Annotated in this window: 2 protein-coding genes; one reads left to right on the forward strand and one right to left on the reverse strand. The window is 49.4% G+C overall.

Features of this window, described 5'->3' with window-relative positions; genetic code table 11:
- Nucleotides 1-1114 precede the first annotated feature (1114 nt).
- A complete protein-coding gene (locus QUB08_RS27640; RefSeq protein ID WP_333228973.1) occupies nt 1115-2752 on the forward strand; it encodes an MBL fold metallo-hydrolase in 1638 nt (545 codons plus the stop codon).
- Between the two features lie 331 nt (nt 2753-3083).
- Here QUB08_RS27640 and QUB08_RS27645 read toward each other — a convergent pair whose 3' ends face one another.
- On the reverse strand, nt 3084-3395 hold the full coding sequence (locus QUB08_RS27645) for a DUF6679 family protein (RefSeq protein WP_006633466.1): 312 nt from the start codon (nt 3393-3395) through the stop codon (nt 3084-3086).
- Nucleotides 3396-3909: the final 514 nt, after the last annotated feature.

Genomic DNA, 3909 nt, shown 5'->3' on the forward strand with positions numbered 1-3909 from the left:
TTTCTAAAAAGTTAGAAAACCATATTGGTGCTATTTGGTATTTTATCCATCATTACAACTATGTTTTGAGCCAATAAATATCTAATCACTACATATTTATTACTACCCTATTTCATTAAGAAATACTAAGAAAGGTTCAAGGCGGTTTCAACCGCCGTGTCGCTTGCATCTGATATCTGAAGATACCCTCGCTTTCCGCCTCCCGTGTTTTTTTGTAAACAAACCTATTATGGGCAAGTCAGCCGATTTTAGGTTTGAGTTTTGAGACTTCGGCGAGACTTTGGGCGAGCCGTCGAGTCGCCCTCTGTCGAGCGATTTGAGATTTACTTCACAGATGAATCTGGAGCTTGAACAAGAGTCTAAAACTTTGGGCTGCGGGCGATTCCTGTCGGAAACTTATATCCGTTTTTGGGCGGCGTCAAAAGCCATTTAAACTCTCTCCTCGATAGCCACAAGGTTTGCTTAGAAGAATGTATCAAACTTTTACAAAGAAACCGAGCAAACTCATAAAGTCTCTCTCGGCCCGGACAAAAGGAGTTAGCTAGTACGATGCTGGTTCTCCGTTTTTCAGATTGGACTATACACCGCCCTCACAACCCTAAAAATGAAGAATTGTAAAGTTTTATCAAGATCTTTGGACATCTGAATTAAAATCTTCTCATAAAAAAGACTAGCTTTTAGCAGGCGCAAATTGTGAAAAAAGGTTTAAAACTCAGAATATGAGATCGAGTTCACTACTCTTACATGGTGCAATAAAATGTAACTTTTGATGCCAGAACCAGTAGCATGAACTTTTTCGCAGGCCGAATGCCCGTCCGGCCAATGGCTTCGGAAAATCGCTTTCTTGGCGCTGCATCAAATCTTAAGTGCAATTACTTTCCTTGCACGGGAGCCGGAGCCTTCGAGCAAACATTTAACTCCAGGGCTTACGCACCACAACTTTAGATAAACCGGGTTTTTTAACCGGGAGCGAGGGCGGCAACAAAGTGTTTTCGTTCATCAAACCCCGTTTCAGCGTCCGAGACTGAACTCGATCGAATGAATGCAGTCGCAACCGATGTTTAAAAGTGGCGATACTGCAAGTTGCGTGCAAAGCAGGGAGCTAACCGCAGTGATGGATCTCGATTGTTTACCTTACGGCGCAGGCCACGCACAGGAAGGGGTCTGTCTGCTAGTCCGAATGGGGCCGCACCGCATTTTACTCGACTGCGGTATAGAGGATATTGCACCGCTGTCAGCGACACTAAATCGATCGCTGCCAGCCGATTTTGTGGTGTGCAGCCACGCCCACTCTGACCATGCCAGAGGTTTGCTAGCACTCCATCAATCTTTCCCCCACTTGCCAATTTATGCCAGCGAAGTGACAGCGCGACTGCTACCGCTCAACTGGCCAGAACTGGCTCAGCAGCCAGAGTCCCGGTTCTGTCAGGGACTGCCATGGCAGTCGCCGCTCGAAGTGCGCCCAGGACTGAGCGTGCAGTTATTTCCGTCGGGTCATTTGCCCGGAGCGGCGACTGTGCTGCTGACTTATGCCGCACCGCACCGCACCTACACAGTGGTTTACACCGGCGACTTTTTCCTGTCCAATTCTCGTTTGGTGGAAGGTTTACCGCTGGGAGAACTCAGGGGCATGAAGCCGGATGTGTTAATTTTGGAAGGCAGTTACGGCACGGCGCGCCACCCTCACCGCCGACAACTGGAAAATCAGTTAGCCGATCGCATCCACCGCGCCATCGCCGACGGGTACTCGGTACTGCTGCCCGCGCCGGCCCTTGGTTTGGGCCAAGAAATGCTGATGCTGCTCCGCAGTCACCACTACTTTACTGGCCGCGACTTGGATATTTGGGTGGACGGCACTGTCGCCGACGGGTGCGACGCTTATCTGGAACTGTTACCCCAATTTCCCACCGCCGTCCAAAATTTTGCTCTGCACCAACCTTTGTTTTGGGACGAAAGAGTGAAACCCCGCGTCCGCAGGCTGTCTGCCGAACAACGCCCCGGATTGGGAGCCACGCCCTGTATTGTAATTACAGACAAGTTAGCTGATTTGGCTTTGTATGTTGCCGATGGCACAAATCCTTGGATTTTGCTCGCCCCTCAAAAACCAGGATATCCCGTCAGCGACTGGCTGGGCAACAGGCCCCTATTTGGAGTCACAAGTGTCGAAACTTATCTGCTAGCCGAACACTGCGACGGGCCGGGGACGACCCAACTCATCCACAATTTGCGTCCCCAGCACGTAATTTTGATCCACGGTTCCCCTGCATATTTGGCTGACTTGGCTAACTTGGACGAGCTGCGAAACCGCTATCAGTTGCACACTCCGGCGGCCGGAACACTTGTCGAATTGCCGATCGGGGAAATGTTTTTGCAGCCCGCTATCCCAGAAACTAACTATGAGGGAGAACTCAGCGAATTGGGGACAGAGGTAGCAATTAGCTTGCCGAGTCCGATTACAGCCGATCCTCGGTGGGCCAATTTTGCCGATACCGGTTTGGTAGAAGCGCGCTGGCAAGGCGAAGAACTGGTACTGCGCGGCATCTCCCAGCGGGAACTCCTTTTTCAAGGCAGCGCCGTTCAGGCCAACCTCGAATGCTGCGGCAATTGCCAGCACTACCGCAGCCAGCGCTGTTGGAACCAGTCCAGTGCTTTGTTTGGCTTTAAAGTTACCCCCGACGGTTTCTGTCCGGTGTTTAAAGCGATACCGGAGTCCGAACTTTTCCTAGAAGATGGGGAAACAGACGGCGAATAAGCTGTCGGGCATTTAGAAACCAGCCGGCAGGCAAAGACAACAAAAGAACAGTCCTGGACGAACCCAGACAAAAAACCCGGTTTCAGCAGGGGTAAGCTGTCGCGTATTGAATTTTTAAACTACTGTGTACTTACGCTCTTGTGGGGAGTAGGGGTTGGGCAGGAGATACCGCCATCAAGCTTAAATTTAAAGGCAAAATAGCTTATGTGGTCACCACCCAGAATATGTTTGGCCTAAACCGAGTTTTTTGCATAATTTCTCCACAAAAAAGGGAGAAAAGCCGTTTTCTTTTCCCCCAAGTTTTCCTTGTGCCTCAAGCGCGAGCTCAAAACTATTCCAAATTCGAGTCCGGGTAGTGATTGCGAATTTGTTCGGCTTCGGGACAATCGTCAGAAACTAGGGGTTCGCAGTTAGTTCGGGATACCGAAGCCAACTTCTGGGACACAGCTCCAATACTTTCAAGACGCACCATTTCTTCCCAGGAGCTGATTTCGTCTTCTTCGTCGGTTTCGTAGCGCAGCGTGACTAGATCCCCTTCAATATCTAGGATACGAGCGCGCTCTATCCAACGTTGCTGATCTCGAAGAAAAATAGAAACCTCACGACCATCACAACAGAGTTGATAGATTTTGCGCTGTAGCATTTGTCAGTTCTCCTGCGCAGTGTAACTTGCTTAAAATATGGTCTGTTTACCGTAACGTACTTTGGGTTTTACATCGGAAGGCACAGCCGTATGGACTGGCCAGTTTCACGTTTTCCGCAACTTTTGTACCGATGGGGGTTACCAAATTTGATTTTACCACCAAATCTATCTAGTATGCCATTTATCCAATTACAGGTTTTGCAGTCAGTGGCATCCCTCGTGAGAGGCATTTGCCAGCATAGATCTGAGCATTAGGACTGGACGACGGCACGCGATTAACAGCGACAATAACAACAGACTCTGCGCCTCAGAAATCTCGCTCTCTTATGCCTCAAGTCCCCCAGAAACCTCTGGTTTCGACGTTTGTTCGATCGCCCACTAACGCCGTCAAGGCTCAATCGCAAATCTCAAATCTCGAAACGAAAGCTTTAAAGCGACACTCAAACAGCGACAATAAAAACAGACTCTGCCTCAGATCTCTCGCTCTCTTATGCCTCAATTCCCCCAGAAACCT

Origin of the sequence: Microcoleus sp. BR0-C5 (genome assembly GCF_036705045.1) — a bacterium.
GTDB lineage: Bacteria > Cyanobacteriota > Cyanobacteriia > Cyanobacteriales > Microcoleaceae > Microcoleus.